Genomic DNA, 16,478 nt, shown 5'->3' with positions numbered 1-16,478 from the left:
TGCGGTGAAGTCGCCCCGTCGCCAGCCGCTGACTGAGCGTGGCCGGCAGTGCCGTCAAAAACGCGCGAAAGAACGGATCGGCATCCGCGGACCAAATCGTGGCGCCGCAATTCCCGCACTTTCCAAGAGTACGCACACACGGCCCCTATGTCCCGTGAAGGGCGCCAGGAGTTCTAACATCCGGGCATCGTCGCCGCGCGCTTCTCGGGCCAGCGCCCAGGCCACCGTGTTGGGAATGTGGAAATCGCCGACACTGACCGCGTCGGCGTCGCCGAAGACGGTGCGGACGACCTCAGCGGCGGTCCACGGCCCGATGCCCACGATGGCCGTCATCCGCCGCGTCGCCTCGGCGCTGGTGGTGCACCGTTCCAGCCGGGACGCCTCCGCCGCGGCCCGGCGCAGCGTGTCGGCCCGCCGCTGCTCGACGCCGAAGGGGTGGAACACCCAGTACGGCGCGGCCGCGATGGCCTCGGCCTCCGGGGGCAGGAAAAGCCGCTCGACCGGGCCGGGCGCGGGCTCGCCGAAATGACGGGCGGTCGCCGCGTACGCACGGTACGCCTCCTTGCCGGTGACCTTCTGCTCGAAGATCGCGCGCAGCAGGCGGGGGAAGAGGCGGCGGGTGGCCGGAAACCGCAGGCCGCGGTGGACGCGGGCGAGCTGGGCGACGAGGGGGTGAGCGGCGGCGAGCTCGGCGAACCCGGTGAGGTCGTCCTCCAGGCCGGCAATCGCGGGGGACCGGTCGACAAGCCAGGCGGCACCCGGCCCGTGGCCGGTCGCGACGACGGACGCGCCGTCACGGCGCAGGGAAAGGGATCCGGGGCCGTCGGGGGTGCGGCTGGCGTACCAGAATGTGCCGTCCACGAAGCGGGCGCAGGGGTCGTGCCGGCCCATCGCGAGCATCCCGACCGAGCCGGCCAGGTGGTACCCCTCGGGTGGATCGAGGACCCTCTGCACGGCCACACTCTAGACGGCAGGGTTAAGGTGTTGAAGAACGGCGAGCGCCGGGACACGGACGGGGTGTCCCGGCGCTGCCCTTTCCGGCATCGCTGCGCAGGCCCGGTGGCCGTACCCTGACCACTCCCTTCGCGCTGGGTTTTGTCCGGGCCTTTCCCTTGGGGCGCCAGTTTGGGGGAACTGATCGCCACCGCCCACTGGCTGGTTGCGCGACCTGCGTGGATGTCGTGGGCTCTCCGACACGACATCCACGGGCCGAGGGCGGGTGCGCTGCGCCCGGAAAGCTTTTACCTACCTGAGCGGAACAGTCGGAACGTCGTCGCGCCGCCGGCTATCAGAGCCGCGAGCAGGACCACCCAGATGACCGCGGGATCGACGCCGCCGATCTGGGCGCGTGCCTCGGCGCCGCTCAGGATGCCGCTACCGGCGGCCTGGTTGGCCTGCGGCGGCTCGGGGGGAAGGGGCAGCTCCGAGTACTTCACCAGGCCGGTGCTCTCCAGCAGGGTCAGGTGGGTGAGCACGAAGCCGTTGGCGTCCTGAGCCAGCTTGCGCACGACGTCGTTTCGGGTGCCGGTGCGGACACCGGCGATGACCGGGAAGACCTTGCCGTGCGCCGCCCGCAGCCGGTCGACGAAGATCTGGTCGAAGTCGGCGCCGGCCTTCGCTTCCTCCATCTCGGCCAGCCACTTCTGCTGGTCCGAGTTGGGCTCGTCGGGAAGCCGGTAGTTCAGCTTGTTGGCCGCGTCCACCACGAGGCGGTCCAACTGGGAGTGCTGCTTGGAGATCTCAGCACCCACCTGGCGGACGCGGACCCGACCGCCCTTTTCGGCGGCCATGTTGCCGGCGGGCATCTCCCAGAGACCGGCGAGCCGCACGGCCGACAGCAGGTTTTTGTCGGCGGCGGTGAGGGGCGTGTCCGGCGCGGCCTGTGCGGCGGCCATCGGCATCGCGAATGTGGCGAGCGTGCCGATGGCGAGGCCGGCAAGGACGGCTGCCGCCCGGCGCGATCCGGGTGCCGCAAGTCGTCCCGAGAACATCTTCAACCTCCCACGTAGAAGCTGCGAGAAACGCTATGGCGAGTGCAGGGAATCGTCAATCTGGAACAGCTGGAAATAGGGAAGTCTTACGTGACATTTAAAGCGAACTTATGGCGTCCAGGTTCATCGGCGCGCCATCGTACTTTCGGACGATGCCGGCGGTTCGAAGACACCGTCATTTGGGGCTGGAAACGCCGGCGGCCGGCCACGCCTCAGGGACTGTGACCGGCCGCCGGGTTTCGTGCGGGTTGGGTACGTCAGTAGTCGTAGCCCGTGTCGCCGCTCTCCTTGTCGTCGCCGGCGGCGGCGTCATCGGCCGGCGGCTCGACCGGCTTGGGGGTGTTGGTCGGCAGGCATGTGACGTTGCGCTGGCCGGCCGGGGTCACGACGAACCACGTGCCGCCGACGGCCTGGCCCTTCCACTGGCCCGGCTTCTTGTCACCGATATACCGGTAGACGGCCCAGTTGCCGATCGTCAGCTGCTTGGTGCCGTCGGCGCGGGTGATCACGCCAACCTTGCTCTCGTCGATGCCGGAGAGCTCGGGCTTGCCGTCCTCGGTGTACGCCGGCGGCCAGACCTTCGCGCACTTGCCTTCGCAGTTGCTGGCCGGCGGGTTGGCCGTGTCCTTGTCGAAGCGGTACAGCACCCAGCCGTCCTGGTCGACGACGACCTGACCCATCCGGGGCAGGGTCTTCGCGGTCAGCTTGGTCGTGATCGGGACGTCCTTCTTGGGCGCGTCGCCCGTGTCCTCGGTGGCCTCTTCGCTGGCATCGGGCGCGGGCGTGGGGGTCGCCTCCGCCGCCGCAGCCGCTTCGTTGGCCACCGAGACCTGGTCGTCGTTCTGGTTGTAACCAGCCGGAGCACAACCTTGCAGGGCGAGCGCGGCCCCTGCCAGAGCGCCTGCCAAGAGAGCGGTTCGCTTTCCCGGTATCACTTGCCCTCCCTGATACATGTCCACTTGGGCCTTGTCGCCGGTTAGTACGTAGGGAGGGGCAGAAAAGATGAACTATCGACTGTAAACAATTTCACGGCCGGCCCTTGAACCAGGGCCTGGCGGCGTGCGTGTGCATGTATGCAAGCGGTGTGCATCCAACAGATCTTTAAGAGAAGTTAAAAGGGTGCCGCCGTTTTCCGGCGGCACCCTTCACAATTCTTAGCTCTGTCTTAGACCGGCACCTCGACGAGTGACTCGACGATGCCGTCCTTGCCCACCTGCTGCACCTGGACGCGGTCGATCTCGTTGCGCGGCGTCGCCGTGCTGGTCTGCAGCAGCAGCGGCTCCGGCTCCTCCTTGGTGCCGTAACCGGCCGGCGGAACCGACCAGGTGTTGAGCACCTCCTTGGTGCCGTCTTCGCGCAGCACCGTGAGCCGGCATTGGCGCGGGCCGGTGAGCTTCGTCAGCTGGAACGAGATCTGGGTGCCCCAGGTCTTCGTCTCCAGCACGAGCCGGGCCTCGACGCCGGTCTGGATGTCGGTGGCGGAGAACGGCTCGCCGTCTTCGCTCAGCTCGGGACCGCCGATGCCCGGCCCGCCCGAACCGCTGGGATTGGCGGGCGCGCTGGCCGGCGGGGTGGTGCCCCCGGCGACCACGTCGGTGGGAGAGCCACCGTCGCCGAACAGGCGGCCGCCGGCCACGAGCGAGACGCCGGTGGTGGTCGCCAGCACGACGACCGCGGCCGCGGCGGCCAGCCACTGCCGGCTGCGAACCTTGCGCCGGTGCGCGCCGACCTCGACGATCATGCGGTCGAGCAGGCGCCCGTCGGAGCGGGACTGCTCGGCGGTGATGAGGCTCTCGCCGTCGACCTCGGACAGCAGGTTGACCACGGGCAGCATGGACTCGAGCTCGCCGGCGCAGGCCCAACAGCCGGCCAGGTGCTCCTCGAACCGCTCGGACTCCTGCGGGTCGAGCACGCCCAGCGCGTACGCCGCGACATCCCAGTGGGCCGCCCGGCTCATCCGGTCACGCCCCGCTGCTGAAGCGCGCTACGCAATGCACGCAGCGCATAGTAGACCCGTGACTTGGCCGTCCCCAACGGCAGGCCCAGCGTCTCCGCCGCCTCCGGCACCGTCTTCCCCCGAAAATACGTCTCCAGGATGATCTCCCGGTGTGGCTGGCTCAGAGTACGCAGCGCGTCGGTCACCGTCATCAGCCGGAGGACCCGATCGGTCTCGTCCGGCTCGGAGAAGTTTTCCAGGTCCCGCCCGTACGTCTCCGGGGGGCGCGCGTTTTCGCTGCGGTGGTCGTCGATCGCGATCCGGCGGGCCACCGTGACAAGCCACGGGCGCAGGGACGACTGACCCTGCGCGCCGAGGCGGTGCGCGTTGCGCCAGGCACGCAGCAGCGTCTCCTGCACGATGTCTTCGGCGCGCTGCCGGTCGCCGCCGGTCAGCCGCAGCACGAACATCAGGAGCGGGCCGGCGTGCTCCTCGTACAGCTCCCGAACCAGAGCGTCGTCGTGGTTGGGGGTCGATGACCCGGCTTGGTGGCGCCCGGGGGCGGGTCGTGGCGTCACGCGCTCATCATGGCGTGCGGCCGGGCCTCCGTCGATAGCCTGCCACCGATTCGCCGAACGCTGGGGTGGCACAGCCGAAACCCGGTCCCTCGCGCGGCTACCGCGCCACTCCGCGGCTACCGCATACATAGGCTGTCCAGCGGCGTGACCATCCGACCTCCATGCGTCGCAGGGTCCGAGACACCCGGACCATGCTTGAGTACGGGTCACGGCCGCGCACGGATCAATGTCGCCAGAAACTCGCCGGCGGTGGGTTGGACGGCTGAGCTGACGCGTCGTCGACCACCTGTGCACCGTGGGTGAAGCGGTCGAGCTCGCCGTCGTACACCACGCGGCCGGGAAACCAGTCGCCCGCCACCCGCCGGGACAGCGCCGGGATGGGCGGCTCCACGTGGCCGGCGACCACGACGAGGTTGCCGTACCGCCGGCCGCGCAGCACCGTCGAGTCGGCCATCAGGCAGGCATGCGCCAGCACCGCCCGGATCGTGGCGACCTGCCCTTTCGCGTACGCCAGCGGCGGCCCGTCGGCGACGTTGACGAGGTACATCCCGTCCGGCGCGAGCACCCGCGCCACCTGCCCCGCGAACTCGACCGACGCGAGGTGGGCCGGCGTGCGCGCGCCCGCGAAGACGTCCGCCACCACAAGGTCGTACGACGCGTCACGGCTCGACTCCAGCGCGGCGCGCGCGTCGGCCACCCGCACCCGCAGGCGCGGATCCTTCGGCCAGGGCAGCTCCCGCCGCACGAACTCGACCAGCGCGCCGTCCACCTCCACGACCCGCTGCGCCGAGCCGGGCCGCGTGCTCGCCACGTAGCGGGGCAGGCTGAGCGCCCCGCCGCCCAGGTGCAGCACCCGCAGCGGCCGCTTCGGGGGCGCGGCCAGGTCGACCGCGATCGCCATCCGCCGCATGTACTCGAAGTCGAGGTAGGTGGGATCGTCCAGGTCGACGTAAGACTGCGGGGCGCCGTCGAGCACCAGCGTGAACGCCCGCGCCCGGTCGGGGTCGGGGACCAGCTCCGCGTGGCCGGTGTCGACCCGCGCGGACACCCGGTCCGCCGCCCTCCGCCCACCTGCCATCAGAGCAGTATGGCGCCCGGTCCGTCCGAGCTACCGCGTTGGCTACGCGGACAGCAGCGCGACGGGATCCAGATCGAGGGGGAACGGCTCGGCCGACCGCAGCGGCTCGCCGTCCATTGCCACATCCTCCCGGACCGTCGCGCACGGTGACCGATTGGTGCAAGCTGCCCAGCGCGTCAAGCGAGACGGGCGGTCGCCAGGGTCAACGCGCGGTGGAGCAGGCGGGCGTCGCCGAGCAGGCCGCGCAGGCGGCGCTCAAGGCCGGCGATGGGTATGAGGTTTTGCGGCGCCCGCGGGTCCTTGTACGGGGTCGACGCGAACCGGGGGAGTGTGACCAGCGACAGGTTGGCCAGCTCGACCGCGTACTCGACGGGCAGATCGGGGGCGCACTCGACGCGGACCATGCCCGACCAGGGCGCGCCGTTGCCGCCCGGCAGCCGCAGGTACCACGACCAGCAGCCCCACGCCGTGCCCTGCTTGAAGATCGGTGAGCGCTGCCCGGTGGTCAGGGACGTGACGACGGGCGTGAGACCGGGCGGCAGGTACTGGCTTTGTTGGGTCTTGATGTAGCCGATCGTGCGGGGCAGGTGCCGCCGGCCGCGCAGTGGGCCGTCGACCACCAACAGGTCGCCGTCGGTCCGGGCGGCACCGGAGATCTCGACCTCGAGCGCGGTGAGTGGCGCCTGCACCGAGGCCTGGAGCTTGCGCAGCTCGCCAGAACCCTCGACCTTGTGCACGGCATATCGGACTTGCCCGGCGATAACGTCCTCGACCGAGGGACTCGCGGTGAAGAGTGCCCGGGCCACCCGCGCCCCCGCCAGCTCGGCGGCACCCTGAGCGAGGTCGCACCGCACCACACCAGCGGCGAAGGACGCCGCGAGTCCGGGGAACGAAGCGCCGTCGTCCTCCTCAGTGGACAATGTGCCGTCCACCCGCTGCACGCCGTCGACGAGCAGCACCACGTCGGGCGCTCGAACCCCGTCGGGTGCCACGATCGGGTGCCAGGACTCGGGCTCCACCTCGTGGTGCGTCTCGACCTCGGCTGTGCTGGGTGCCGTCGGCCCGTCCGCACCCTCGAAGGACGCGCCATACGACGCCGCCCACGTGTCCATGTAAAGCCGGGTCACAGGGCCTCCGGGTTCGTTCGCTCGTGCGGCGCTGAAGGCGACGTCTTCCTCCGCCACCCCGAAACCCCGACTCCGTCGGCGGGGCGGCTCCGTCCAGACGCCGCCGCGCCAACTCGCTCACTCACAGGCCGGCCCGTTCCACGCGCGCGGTGCGGGCGTCCTTGCGCACCTCGAAGCGGACCGGCACACGCTCGGCCAGCGACGGCACGTGCGTCACCACGCCGACCATGCGGTCGCCGCGGGCGGCGAGCCCTTCGAGCGTGGCGGCCACGGTGTCGAGCGTGGCCGCGTCGAGCGTGCCGAAGCCCTCGTCCAGCACGATCGACTCCAGGCTGGCCGACGTGGTGGAAAGGCCGGCGAGCTGCTCGGACAGGGCCAGCGCGAGGGCCAGCGACGCCTGGAACGTCTCGCCGCCGGACAGCGTGCGCACGCCCCGGCGCAGCCCGGCGTCGTGGTGGTCGACCACGTAGAACTCGCCCTTGTCGTGCACCAGCTCGTACTGCCCGGCGGACAGCTCGCGCAGGATCCGCGAGGCACCGTCGACGAGCAGGTCGAGCGCCTCCTCCAGCAGCCACCGCTCGAAGTTGTTGGCCCGCAGGTGGCCGGCGAGGGTCTTGGCCACGTTGCCGTCGCGCTCGTGGGTGACGCGCTGCTCACGCAGCCGTTCGGCCTGGTCGCGGCGCTCGACGATGCGCTGGTGGGCACCCTCGGCGCGGGCCACCGCGACGGCGACGGCCCGGCTGGCGCCCGCCCCGTCCAGGCCGGAGTCGGGGACGGGCAGCTCGGCGGAGGTGAAGAGCGCCGCCAACCGCTCCTGGATGTCCTTGACCGCCGCGCGTGCGGCCTCGAGGCGGGTGACCGCGTCGGCGCGCTGACCGGACCGCTCGGCCGCCTGCGCGGCGGCCCACTCCGCCAGGGTGGTCCAGGCGGCGACAAGGTCGTCCCGGTCGGCGGTCGGCGGGCCCAGCCGCCCGACCGCGTCGCGCGCCTTGTCGAAGCGCCGCCACGCCGCCCTCAGGCGCTCGTCGGCCGCGTCGGCGCCGGTCTGCGCCCGTCGCTGTGCCTCCCGCGCGGCCCGCACCGCGCCGGCGGCGTCGTCGAGCCGCCCCTGCAGCGCCGCGCGCGCCTCGAGCTCGCGGCCGAGCGTGGCCGGCCCGGGGGAGTCGGTGAGCCGCTCGGCAAGCTCGGCCAGGCGGGCGGTGAGCTGGTCGTGCTGCGCCCGCGCCCGCTCCAGCACCCGGTCGAGCTCGCGCAACGCCTTGTCGCGCTCGGCCACGAGCTGGGTGGCCGCGTCGGCCTCCTTGCGGGCGACCTTGCCGGCCGCCTCCGCGGCCGCGACCGCCGGCGCCGCGACATCCGGCACCGCCGTCACCTTCTGCGCGCAGACCGGGCAGGGCTCACCAGCCACCAGGTGTACGCGCAGCGCGGCGGCCCGGTCGGCGGCCTGCGCGTCCTGGTACGCCCGGCGCGCCTCCTCCAGCCGCTCGCCGGCGAGCGTGGCGTCGGCACTCGCCTTGTCGAGCGCCTTGGCCGCGACACCGTGCTCCTTCTTGGCCGCCTTGACCGCCTCGGCCAGCGTCCGCACCTGGCCGGTCAGCTTGTCGTGCTCGGCGTGCGCCTCCAGCAGCAGGCGGAGCGCGGCGACGTCCGGCGCGCCGGCGAGCTGCCCGCGCACCTTTTCCTCGCGCTCCTCGGCGACCGCGACGGCGGCGGCCGCGTCGGCGGCGGCCGCGCGCGCGGTGGCGACCGCCTCGGCCACGGCGGCGTGGTCGGCCGGCGGCCGGATGGCGGCGAGGGCGTCGATCTCGCCGCCCAGCTCCTTGAGCGCCGCGGCCGCGCTGTCGGCACCCTGCTCGGCCTCGCGCAGCGCGGGCACGTCCGCCTCGACCGCGGTGGCCAGCTCGCGCATCGCGGTGACCCGCGCGGCTGCCGCGTCCAGCGACTCGTCGTCGGCGTCGGAGAGGTCGTCCAGCAGCTGGTCGACGGCGGCGAGCTGGGCGTCCGCCTGCATGGCGCGGGCCGACGCCTTTTTCTGGATCGCCTCGTACACGTGCAGGCCGAGCAGGTTGACCAGGATCTCCTGGCGGGCGGCGGGCTTGGCGTGCAGGAAGTCGGCGAACTGCCCCTGCGGCAGCACCACGCAGCTGGTGAACTGCTCGTACGGCAGGCCGACCGCCTCCAGCACCGCGGCGTCCATCTCGCCGGGGGTACCGGCAAGCACCTCGCCGAGGTCTTCCGGGGTGAGCCCGGCGTCGAGCTTGGCCGGGTCGAAGCCGCGCGGCATGAGCTGCAGGCCCGCGCCGCCGGTGGAGACGCGGCCCTTGCCGTCGCGGCGCACCACGCGGGTCGCCACGTACCGCGCGCCGGCCGACTCGAACACCAGCCGCACGCGCGCCTCGGTCGCGGACGGGGCGAGCGCGTTGACGATGCCGCGGCTGCTCGCCCAGCGGGGCACCTGCCCGTACAGCGCGAAGCAGATCGCGTCGAGCACAGTGGACTTGCCCGACCCGGTGGGACCGACGAGCGCGAAGAAGTCGGCGTCGGTGAAGTCGACGGTGGTCTCCTCACGGAAGACCGTGAACCCTGCCATGTCCAGCCGCAGCGGTCTCACGCCCCGCCCACCTCCTCGTACAAGGTGTCGAACAGCTCCTGCACGCCCTCGTCGACGTGGCCCCGGCTCTCCAGGTAGTCGGCGAACAGGTCGCGCGGCGAGCGGCCGGCGCGCTCGGCGCGGGCGCTGGCGGCGGTGCCCGGCAGCATCTCCGGGTCGATCCGCACCTCGAGCGCCCGCGGCAGCAGCGCCTGCACCTCCTCGCGGAGGCCGGCGCGCGGCGCCTCCCGCACGTACACCCGGAGCCAGCCGGGCTGCTCACCGTCCACCATGGACAGCTCGGCGAGCGTGCCGCGCACCGTGCGCAGCGGCACCGCCGCGGTGATCGGCACGTCGCGCACCTTGGCCGTGCTCTCCGCGGTCACCTCCACCACCGCGACGGACGGCGTGTTTTCCCCTTCGCCGAAGTCGATGGCGAGCGGGCTGCCGCAGTAGCGCACCGGGGCGGGGCCGGGCACCTGCTGCGCGCGGTGCAGGTGGCCGAGCGCGACGTAGTGCGCGCTGCCGGGGAAGACGGTGGAGGGCACCGCGTACCCCATGACGGAGTGCGCCTCCCGCTCGCCGCCGCCCATCGTGGCGCCCACGACCGTGAGGTGGGCGGTCACGAGGTTGACGGTGCCGGCACCGAAGCCTTTACAGAGCACGCCCAGCAGCCGTCCGATGTGGTCGGCGTAGGTCTGGCTCGCCTCGGCGGCGGTGAGCTCGTACATCTCGGCGGCGCGCACCGCGTACCGCTGGGAGAGGAACGGCAGCGCGACAAGCTGCCACCGCTCGCCGCCCGCGGTCTCACCCGAGAGCACGTGCTCGGCGGCCGAGTCGCGCACCGTGCCGCGCAGCGAGATGCCGGCCGCCTCGGCCCACGGGCGGAGCGCGTCGAGCGCGGCGCCGTTGTCGTGGTTGCCGCCGATCGCCACCACCTGCGCGCCGGTGCCGCGCAGCGCGGACAGTGCCCGGGTGACCAGGCGGGTCGCCTCCGGCGTCGGCGCCGCCGTGTCGTACATGTCGCCGGCCACGATGACCAGGTCGGGGCGCTCGGCGCGGGCGATCTCCACGATCTGGGCGAGCACGGCGATGTGCTCGTCCACCCGGGACTGTCCCTTGAGGACCTTCCCGACGTGCCAGTCGGAGGTGTGCAGGATTCTCAAAACGGGATCTCGTCTTCCGGACGGCCGCCGACGACCGCGAACGGGTCGGCGGACTGGACGATCGAGCGGAGCGTGGCCGACGGCGCCTGGCCCGCCTCGGACGGGCGGGTCGCCCAGGCCGGAAACGGGAACTCGACGCAGAGCGGCACCGGGATGTCGGGCTGGCTGACGAACATCGTGCCCGGCTTGGCGAGCAGGACGCGCTGGCGCTGCGCGGGCGGCAGGAAGCCGTACTCCGGGCGGGAGGCCTCGGCCGGGTCGAGCCGGCCGACGACGCGGATCGCCGAGTTGGTGACGATCCGGCGCTCGACCTCGCTGGCGGTCTGCTGTGCGCCGATCAGGATGACGCCGAGTGAACGGCCCCGCTCGGCGATGTCGAGCAGCACCTCCTTGATCGGCGACGACCCCTCGCGCGGGGCGTACTTGTTCAGCTCGTCGAGTACGACGAAGAGCAGCGGCTTGGCCGTGCCCGCCTTCTCCTTGCGCTCGAACTCGGTCTTCAGCGTCACGCCGACCACGAAGCGCTGTGCGCGGTCGGGCAGGTTGTGCAGGTCGACGACGGTGACCTGGGCGCTCTCGGCGGTGTTGACCTCGTGCGGTCGGCGCGCGGCCAGGTCGCCCCGGATGAGCCGGGCCAGGTCCTTCTTGCTCGCGATGAGCCGCCGGGCGAACGCGTTGACCGTGCCGGTGTTGATCGCGCTGCCGGCCCAGGTGCCGCGGGTCTCCTCGTCGGTGAGCCGGCCCACGACGAAGTCGACGAGGTCGGGGTAGGAACCCAGGCGGATGCCGTCGAGGCTGACACCGCCGTCGGCCGGCTGGGCGTGGCGGGCCAGGTGGGCGGTGACCGCGTGGACGACCATCGTGTACTGCTGGCGCTCGTCGTCGGCGTCCGCGAACACGTACGGCAGGAGTCGCTTTTCGCAGAACTCGGCGAGCGTCCAGTAGAAGCTGTCCACGCCGGCGAGGCGGCTGCTCACGTCGGGCGCGCCGGAGGAGTCGTTGGCCCGGGGCGGCGCATAGACCCGCACGTCCGGGAAGGGCGTCGCGGGCAGGCCGAGCTCCGCGTACCGCCCGGTGGTGGCGTCGTCGAGCCGGGAGTTGGGGTGGTCGAGGAAGAGCAGGTCCTCACCCTTGACGTTGAAGATCAGCGCCTTGGCGTTGATCGCGTCGCCGCCGAGCACGCCGGAGCGGAACACCGAGTACAGCAAGAAGGTGGCGAAGCTCGTCTTGGTCGCCACGCCGGAGATGCCGGAGATGGAGACGTGGGCGCCGCGGCTGCCGTCGAGGAAGTCGGCGTTGAGGAACGCGGGCAGACCGTCGCGCCCGGTGCCCATCGGCACCCGCTTTTCCATCCGGTCGAAGTGGAGCGCGGCGGCGCGGAGGTCGCCGGTGGCCCGGCGGACGAGCGCGCCCGGGGCCGGCGGCACGTACAGCTCGGGGTCGACCCGGGTGGTGGTGATCTCGGCGGCCTCCTGGACCTGCGCGGGGAGCGTGCCGTCGGCGATGGCGAAGACGTCGGAGTCGAACTGGGCGCCCTCGTGCCGCGCCCGCACCTGGGTCACGACGCCGGCGATGGTGACCGGCCCGCGGCCGGGGATGTCGCGCTTGGTGACCACCACGTCGTCAAGCTGGAGGTAGCTGCCGGGCGCCACGGCCGTCCAGAACTGCAGCGGCGTGGCGTCGGAAGTGCCGAGGACCCGCCCCACCGCCTCACCGGTCTCATCTGCCACGGCCTCATCGTGCACCACCAGACCGACATCACCGCAGACGACTCACCGATATCCACAAGAAGTTGTGGTCATCCACAGCTTCATCCACAAGAACGTGTGGTTAAACCGTCACTTTCGGGTGTACCGGAGGAACAGCGAACCCTCCGACTCCAGCACGTGGCGCAGCGCCATCCCCTTCGGCGGGCTGGCCGGACCGGCGGTGATGCGCCCGGCGCCCGGACCGGTGAGCAGCGGCGAGACGGTCAGGCACACGTCGTCGACGAGGTCGGCCGCGGCGAGTGAGCCGAACAGCTGCGGCCCACCCTCGGAGAGCAGGTGGTCCAGCCCTCGCTCGCGCAGGCGCGCGAGGGCCTCGGTGAGGTCGACGGCCTCGTCGCCGACGGTGAGCACCTCGGCCACACCGGAGATCATCTCCCGCCGGTCGGCGGGCGCCCGGCCGTGCGTGATCACGATGGGCCGGACCGGCGCGTCCGCGAACGCCGCCTGCCCGGGGTTGAGGTCGAGCGATCCCGTGACCACCACGAGCGTCGGGTACTCGGCGAGGCCGTGCGCGCGCCGCCACGCCCGGCGCTCCTCGTTGAGCCGGACCGCGCGGTACCCCTCGTGGCGCAGCGTGCCGGCGCCGACCACGAGGCCGTCGCAAAGCATCCGGAGCAGGCCGAAGACCCTCTTGTCGGGTACGCCGGACAGCCCTTCCGAGAAGCCGTCGAGCTCGACCGCTCCGTCCACACTGGTGACGAAGTTGACCCGCACGACCCGGCCGTCCGCGTGGTACAGGCCGGCCAGCGCGTCGTCGTCGAGCGTCGCGCCCGACTCGAGTCGCACAAGAGAGGCGCTCATTCGCCCGCCGGACCAGTGACCGGGGGAGTGGGTGCCGGGGTACGGTGCTGACAATCGCACCAACTGCCACCCCGGCAGTCAGCGTGTCGCCTCGACCGGCACGCCTGGCAGATCATGTGAAGACCCTACGGCAGCACCACGTCAGGAACGGGGGACAGTGCCAACCATGCCGCGTCAGATCTTCCAGCTGAAGGTGTCGCTGGCGGACGTCGTCCCGCCGGTGTGGCGGCGGGTGCTCGTGCCGGGCGGCTACACGCTCGACCGGATGCACCGCGTCGTCCAGCTCGCGATGGGTTGGCAGGACTGCCACCTGCACTCGTTCGACATCGAGGGCGTTCAGTACGGCGAGCCCGACCCCGACGGTGAGCTGGCCCTGCGCGACGAGCTCGACGTGCGGCTGGACGCGGTGGCGGCGAAGGGCGGCCGGTTCCTCTACACCTACGACTTCGGCGACTGGTGGGAGCACGAGATCACCGTCGAGGACGTCTTCGGTGCGGAGCCCGACGAGCGGTACCCGGCGTGCGTCGGCGGCGAGCGGGCGTGCCCGCCGGAAGACGTCGGCGGCGCGTTCGGCTACGCCCGCTTCCTCTCGGCGATCAGTGATCCGGGCCACCCCGAGCACGAGGGAATGGTCGAGTGGGTGGGGCGTCCGTTCGACCCCACCGACTTCGCGATGGACCGCGCAACCACGCTTTTGCGCCGCTTGGCATAGCCGTGCCCACCGCTTCGACATCGCCGAACGCATAGATAGGCGTACTCGGTGTAGAGGCAGCTCGCCCACCTAAACCCCGTTCCGGGTGGCTGGTGCCGTTTCGCCCCACTGCGGTCAGTAACGAAATGGGAACGCTCCCAGTTGGGTCTTGACACCCTAGAAACGTGCCGGCAATCTCATGGGAGCGCTCCCGGCGGGGTGTGGTGAGAGCCACACACCGGGCACCGTGTGGCGCCAGGCACGCCTTCGAGGCGGTCGTGGGCAGCGGATTTCAGCGTCCTCCGACGGTGGCGTGCATCGGGCACACCCCCACCACACACATCACGACCTGAGAGGGGTCAGGGATGAGCGTTTCGACGCGCCGGCGCTACGCGGCGGTCGCGCTCGCCACGGTTGCGGCTCTTGCCACGACCGCGGCGTGCGGAGATGACAGCGAAGGCGGAAGCTCAAGCAGCGCCAAGCCGGACAAGCTGGTGGTCGACACCTTCGGCGAGGCCGGATATGAGGACCTGGTCAAGCAGTACGAGCAGCAGACCGGCATCAAGGTCGAGCTGCGCAAGGTCGCCCAGCTGAACGAGTTCCGGCCGCGCGTCGTTCGGTCGCTCGCCACCGGCAAGGGTGCGGCTGACGTGATCATGCTCGAAGAGGGCATCCTCAACGAGTTCAAGCTGAACCCGAACAACTGGGTCGACCTGGCACCCCTGGTGGGCGACCTCAGCAAGGACTACCTGTCCTGGAAGTACGAGCTCGGCAAGGCGCCCGACGGCCGGCTCATGGGCCTTCCGACCGACGTCGGCAGCCTCGGCATCTGCTACCGCACCGACCTGTTCAAGGCGGCCAACCTGCCCACCGCTCGTGACGAGGTGAGTGCGCTCTGGCCGACCTGGGAGAAGTTCATCGAGACCGGTCAGAAGTACAAGCAGGCGAGCGGCAAGGCCTTCGTGGACTCGGCCACCATGGCGGTCAACGGCGTGATGTTCCAGCAGAAGGGCGCTGACCTCTTCTACGACAAGGAAAACAACAACATCGCCGACAAGAGCCCCGCGGTGAAGTCCGCGTGGGACCAGGCGATCGCGCTCGCCGACGCCGGTATCACCGCGAAGATCACGACCTGGTCGCCGGAGTGGAACGCCGGCTTCAAGCAGGGCACCTTCGCCGCGACGGCCTGCCCGTCCTGGATGCTCGGCATCGTCGAGACCAACTCCGGCCCGGAAAACTCGGGCAAGTGGGACCTCGCCGCGGTGCCCGGTGGCGCCGGTAACTGGGGCGGCTCCTGGCTCGGCGTGCCGACCCAGAGCAAGCACCAGGCGGAGGCCGCGAAGCTGGCGGCGTTCCTGACCAACACGGCCGGACAGGTCGCCGCGTTCAAGAAGAGCGGCCCGCTGCCGACCAACCTGAAGGCGCTGGAGGACCCGTCCTTCACCTCCTTCACGAACAAGTACTTCAGCGACGCGCCGACCGGCAAGATCTTCGGCGAGAGCGTGAAGGAGATCGTCCCGACTCACCTCGGCCCCAAGCACCAGGCGATCAAGGAAAACGCGATGGAGCCGGCGCTGCGGGCGTACGAGACCGGGCAGACCACCAAGGAAAAGGCGTGGGAGCAGTTCACTAAGGATGCCGCGACGCAGGGCGCCTTCTGATCCACACGTACCGATAGCGGTCTCGGTGGCGTCCGGGGAGTACCCGGGCGCCACCGAACCCCGTCCGCAACCCTTCGCCCCTCTCGCTGGCCGCACCCGGGAAGGAACGACCCATGAGTCTGTCGGCCACCACGGCACCGCCCTCCCGCGGCGCGCCATCCAAGCACGCTCAGCCCCGACGCCGCCGCGGCTACTCGCGGTTTACCCGGCTGGACATGAAGTACTCGCCGTACCTCTACGTCGCGCCGTTCTTCGTCCTCTTCGGCATCTTCGGCCTGTACCCGATGCTGTGGACACTGTGGATGTCGCTGCACGACTGGGACCTGGTCGGCACGCACACCTTCATCGGGCTGGACAACTACAGCACCCTGCTCGGCGACGAGTACTTCTGGAACGCAGTCCGCAACACGTTCGGCATGTTCATCCTGGCCACCGTGCCCCAGCTGGCACTCGCGCTCTTCCTGGCCAACCTGCTCAACCGGCCGCTGCTGCGGGCCCGCACGTTCTTCCGGATGGCCATCTTCGTGCCCAACGTCGTCTCGGTCGCGGCCGTGGCGATCGTGTTCGGCATGCTCTTCCAGCGCGACTTCGGCGTCATCAACTGGTTCCTCGGCATCTTCGGTGTGGACGCCATCGACTGGCGGCAGGAGCGGTGGACCTCGTGGGTCGCGATCTCCACGATGGTCGACTGGCGGTGGACCGGCTACAACACGCTGATCCTGCTCGCCGGCATGCAGGCGATCCCGCGCGACCTCTACGAGGCGGCGGCGATGGACGGCGCCGGCCCGTGGCGCCAGTTCTGGACCGTGACGCTGCCGATGCTGCGGCCGACCTTCGTCTTCGTCGTGATCCTCTCGACCATCGGCGGCCTGCAGCTCTTCGTCGAGCCGCTCATCTTCGCCAACGGCAACGTGATCGGTGGCGCGCAGCGCGAGTTCCAGACCGTGCAGATGTACATGTTCGAAAACAGCATCCACAACCTCAGCAAGGCTGGGTACGGCGCGGCGGTCGCCTGGGCACTGTTCCTGATGATCGTCGTCGTATCCATGCTCAACTTCGTGATCACCCGGCGTTCGGTGAAGTGAGGGAC

General features: G+C 71.0%; 14 protein-coding genes. 3 read left to right on the top strand and 11 right to left on the bottom strand.

What is annotated here, in order from left to right; translation table 11 throughout:
* Positions 1-54 precede the first annotated feature (54 nt).
* From Phou_RS08825 to Phou_RS08775, 11 genes are all read right to left on the bottom strand, one after another.
* On the bottom strand, positions 55-900 hold the full coding sequence (locus tag Phou_RS08825; RefSeq protein WP_246273742.1) for a DNA-3-methyladenine glycosylase family protein: 846 nt from the start codon (positions 898-900) through the stop codon (positions 55-57).
* A gap of 341 nt (positions 901-1,241) precedes the next feature.
* On the bottom strand, positions 1,242-1,991 hold the full coding sequence (locus Phou_RS08820; protein ID WP_173055188.1) for a DUF4142 domain-containing protein: 750 nt from the start codon (positions 1,989-1,991) through the stop codon (positions 1,242-1,244).
* 257 nt (positions 1,992-2,248) lie between these two features.
* A complete protein-coding gene (locus Phou_RS08815) occupies positions 2,249-2,944 on the bottom strand; it encodes a hypothetical protein (RefSeq protein WP_246273741.1) in 696 nt (231 codons plus the stop codon).
* 212 nt (positions 2,945-3,156) lie between these two features.
* A complete protein-coding gene (locus Phou_RS08810) occupies positions 3,157-3,948 on the bottom strand; it encodes an anti-sigma factor family protein (RefSeq protein ID WP_173055186.1) in 792 nt (263 codons plus the stop codon).
* Complete coding sequence (locus Phou_RS08805; RefSeq protein WP_173055184.1) at positions 3,945-4,634, bottom strand: sigma-70 family RNA polymerase sigma factor; 690 nt, start codon at positions 4,632-4,634, stop codon at positions 3,945-3,947. Before Phou_RS08805 ends, Phou_RS08810 begins: the two co-directional genes overlap by 4 nt.
* Positions 4,635-4,728: 94 nt before the next feature.
* Positions 4,729-5,583: a spermidine synthase gene (locus Phou_RS08800; RefSeq protein ID WP_173055181.1), complete on the bottom strand. Its 855-nt coding sequence runs from the start codon at positions 5,581-5,583 to the stop codon at positions 4,729-4,731.
* Positions 5,584-5,759: 176 nt separating this feature from the next.
* A complete protein-coding gene (locus tag Phou_RS08795) occupies positions 5,760-6,710 on the bottom strand; it encodes a hypothetical protein (RefSeq protein WP_173055179.1) in 951 nt (316 codons plus the stop codon).
* 121 nt (positions 6,711-6,831) lie between these two features.
* Entirely contained in the window at positions 6,832-9,321 is a 2,490-nt protein-coding gene (locus Phou_RS08790) for an AAA family ATPase (RefSeq protein WP_173055178.1), read from the bottom strand.
* Entirely contained in the window at positions 9,318-10,466 is a 1,149-nt protein-coding gene (locus Phou_RS08785; protein ID WP_173055176.1) for an exonuclease SbcCD subunit D, read from the bottom strand. Before Phou_RS08785 ends, Phou_RS08790 begins: the two co-directional genes overlap by 4 nt.
* The gene (locus tag Phou_RS08780) at positions 10,463-12,211 is read right to left on the bottom strand and encodes an ATP-binding protein (protein ID WP_173058203.1); all 1,749 of its coding nucleotides are present in this window, start codon (positions 12,209-12,211) and stop codon (positions 10,463-10,465) included. Before Phou_RS08780 ends, Phou_RS08785 begins: the two co-directional genes overlap by 4 nt.
* A 93-nt stretch (positions 12,212-12,304) precedes the next feature.
* A complete protein-coding gene (locus Phou_RS08775; protein ID WP_173055174.1) occupies positions 12,305-13,036 on the bottom strand; it encodes a pyrimidine reductase family protein in 732 nt (243 codons plus the stop codon).
* A 166-nt stretch (positions 13,037-13,202) separates the two neighbouring features.
* Here Phou_RS08775 and Phou_RS08770 point away from each other — a divergent pair, with 166 nt between their 5' ends.
* From Phou_RS08770 to Phou_RS08760, 3 genes are all read left to right on the top strand, one after another.
* The gene (locus tag Phou_RS08770; protein ID WP_173055172.1) at positions 13,203-13,748 is read left to right on the top strand and encodes a plasmid pRiA4b ORF-3 family protein; all 546 of its coding nucleotides are present in this window, start codon (positions 13,203-13,205) and stop codon (positions 13,746-13,748) included.
* Positions 13,749-14,092: 344 nt separating this feature from the next.
* The gene (locus Phou_RS08765) at positions 14,093-15,388 is read left to right on the top strand and encodes an ABC transporter substrate-binding protein (RefSeq protein ID WP_173055169.1); all 1,296 of its coding nucleotides are present in this window, start codon (positions 14,093-14,095) and stop codon (positions 15,386-15,388) included.
* 113 nt (positions 15,389-15,501) lie between these two features.
* On the top strand, positions 15,502-16,473 hold the full coding sequence (locus tag Phou_RS08760) for a carbohydrate ABC transporter permease (protein WP_173055167.1): 972 nt from the start codon (positions 15,502-15,504) through the stop codon (positions 16,471-16,473).
* Positions 16,474-16,478 lie beyond the last annotated feature (5 nt).

It is taken from the genome of Phytohabitans houttuyneae (assembly GCF_011764425.1).
In the GTDB taxonomy this organism is placed as follows: Bacteria; Actinomycetota; Actinomycetes; order Mycobacteriales; family Micromonosporaceae; genus Phytohabitans; species Phytohabitans houttuyneae.
This window is presented reverse-complemented; position numbering and strand designations above follow the sequence as displayed.

What these genes read in the sequence shown, in the direction of transcription:
- Phou_RS08825 (WP_246273742.1), bottom strand. Translation starts at nt 900, where the DNA reads ATGCTCGCGATGGGCCGGCACGACCCCTGCGCCCGCTTCGTGGACGGC.
- Phou_RS08820 (WP_173055188.1), bottom strand. Translation starts at nt 1,991, where the DNA reads ATGTTCTCGGGACGACTTGCGGCACCCGGATCGCGCCGGGCGGCAGCC.
- Phou_RS08815 (WP_246273741.1), bottom strand. Translation starts at nt 2,944, where the DNA reads ATGTATCAGGGAGGGCAAGTGATACCGGGAAAGCGAACCGCTCTCTTG.
- Phou_RS08810 (WP_173055186.1), bottom strand. Translation starts at nt 3,948, where the DNA reads ATGAGCCGGGCGGCCCACTGGGATGTCGCGGCGTACGCGCTGGGCGTG.
- Phou_RS08805 (WP_173055184.1), bottom strand. Translation starts at nt 4,634, where the DNA reads ATGTATGCGGTAGCCGCGGAGTGGCGCGGTAGCCGCGCGAGGGACCGG.
- Phou_RS08800 (WP_173055181.1), bottom strand. Translation starts at nt 5,583, where the DNA reads ATGGCAGGTGGGCGGAGGGCGGCGGACCGGGTGTCCGCGCGGGTCGAC.
- Phou_RS08775 (WP_173055174.1), bottom strand. Translation starts at nt 13,036, where the DNA reads ATGAGCGCCTCTCTTGTGCGACTCGAGTCGGGCGCGACGCTCGACGAC.
- Phou_RS08770 (WP_173055172.1), top strand. Translation starts at nt 13,203, where the DNA reads ATGCCGCGTCAGATCTTCCAGCTGAAGGTGTCGCTGGCGGACGTCGTC.
- Phou_RS08765 (WP_173055169.1), top strand. Translation starts at nt 14,093, where the DNA reads ATGAGCGTTTCGACGCGCCGGCGCTACGCGGCGGTCGCGCTCGCCACG.
- Phou_RS08760 (WP_173055167.1), top strand. Translation starts at nt 15,502, where the DNA reads ATGAGTCTGTCGGCCACCACGGCACCGCCCTCCCGCGGCGCGCCATCC.